This is a genomic window from Nonomuraea zeae (assembly GCF_005889725.1).
Taxonomy (GTDB): Bacteria; Actinomycetota; Actinomycetes; order Streptosporangiales; family Streptosporangiaceae; genus Nonomuraea; species Nonomuraea zeae.
Map to the genome: position 1 here is coordinate 1 of NZ_VCKX01000683.1, position 1,266 is coordinate 1,266.

Annotated in this window: 2 protein-coding genes; one reads left to right on the forward strand and one right to left on the reverse strand. The window is 73.5% G+C overall.

All coding sequences use genetic code 11. From position 1 onward, the window contains the following. Positions 1 to 104 precede the first annotated feature (104 nt). Positions 105 to 1,022: a TIGR03621 family F420-dependent LLM class oxidoreductase gene (locus ETD85_RS62360; RefSeq protein ID WP_138699105.1), complete on the forward strand. Its 918-nt coding sequence runs from the start codon at positions 105 to 107 to the stop codon at positions 1,020 to 1,022. Here the strand turns inward: ETD85_RS62360 and ETD85_RS62365 are convergent. Next, the coding region (locus ETD85_RS62365) for a zinc-binding dehydrogenase (RefSeq protein WP_138699106.1) at positions 1,006 to 1,266 on the reverse strand (261 nt) is incomplete at its 5' end. The genes ETD85_RS62360 and ETD85_RS62365 overlap by 17 nt on opposite strands.

Below are 1,266 nucleotides of genomic sequence, written 5' to 3' on the forward strand. Positions count from 1 at the left end.
CGCCCGCTGAGCCCGCCGCCCTCGCCGAGCGCCGCCGCCCTCCCGCCGGGCGTCGCCGCGCGTATGGTTGTGGCCAAGCGCTTGTTCAAGAGGCGGGAGGCGTCGTGCGGCGGATCAGGTTCGGGGCGGTGGTACGCGAGGCCGGATCGGCCAAGGAGTGGGCCGAGAAGGCCAGACGGCTCGAAGGAGCCGGGTTCGACGTGTTGCTGGTGCCCGATCACCTGGTCGGGCCCAGGTTCGCGCCGATCGCCGCCCTGACCGCGGCCGCCTGCGCCACCGAACGGCTGCGGGTGGGCACGCTCGTGTTCGCCAACGACTTCCGGCACCCGGCCGTGCTGGCCAAGGAGGCGGCCACGCTCGACGTCCTGTCCGGCGGGCGGCTGGAGGTGGGGATCGGGACCGGCTGGATGGCCGTCGACTACGCGGGCGCCGGGCTGCCGCTGGAGCCGCCCGGCGTGCGGGTGGATCGGCTGGAGGAGGCGCTGGCCGTGCTGAAGGGCCTCTGGGGGGACGGGCCGTTCACCTTCGAGGGCAGGCACTATCGCATCTCGGGCCTCGACCAGCGGCCCAAGCCCGTACGCAGGCCGCATCCGCCCCTGGTGCTCGGCGGGGGCGGCCCGCGCGTGCTGCGGCTGGCGGCCCGGGAGGCGGACGTCGTGAACATCGGGATGCGGGTGAAGGGCGACGGCAGCGGGCCCGACGCGCGGGACGCCGGGCTGGAGGCGTTCCTGGGCAAGCTCCGGACCGTGCGCGCGGCGGCCGGCGACCGCTACGCCCACCTGGAGCTGGGCACGAGCGTGGTCCAGGTGGGCGAGCGGAAGGCGGAGGAGTCATGGAGCGCCGCCGACAGCTCGGGGCTGGACGAGACACCCCAGGCCCTCTTCGGCACTCATAGCGACATAGTGGACAAGATCCGCTATTGGCGGGATGAACACGATATTTCGTATTTCGTGGTGCACCATGAGCGCGACCTCCCCGCCTTCACCTCCGCCGTCGAGGAGCTGGCTACGGGACCAGGATGACCTTGCCCATGGTGTTCCTGCTCTCCAGAGCCTCGTGCGCCTCGGTGGCCCTGGCCAGCGGGAACGCCTGGACGGCCGGCCTCAGCGACCCGTCAGCGGCGGCCGCGAGCGCCTTGGCCTGCAGATCGCCGAAGCCGCCCGCCCGCCCGAGCAGCCGGCCGATCCCGTCGATCACCGTCACGCCCCGCGCCGCCGCCTCCTCCTCGGCGGGGAAGAACCACTCCCCCGCCGCCGACCCGTACAC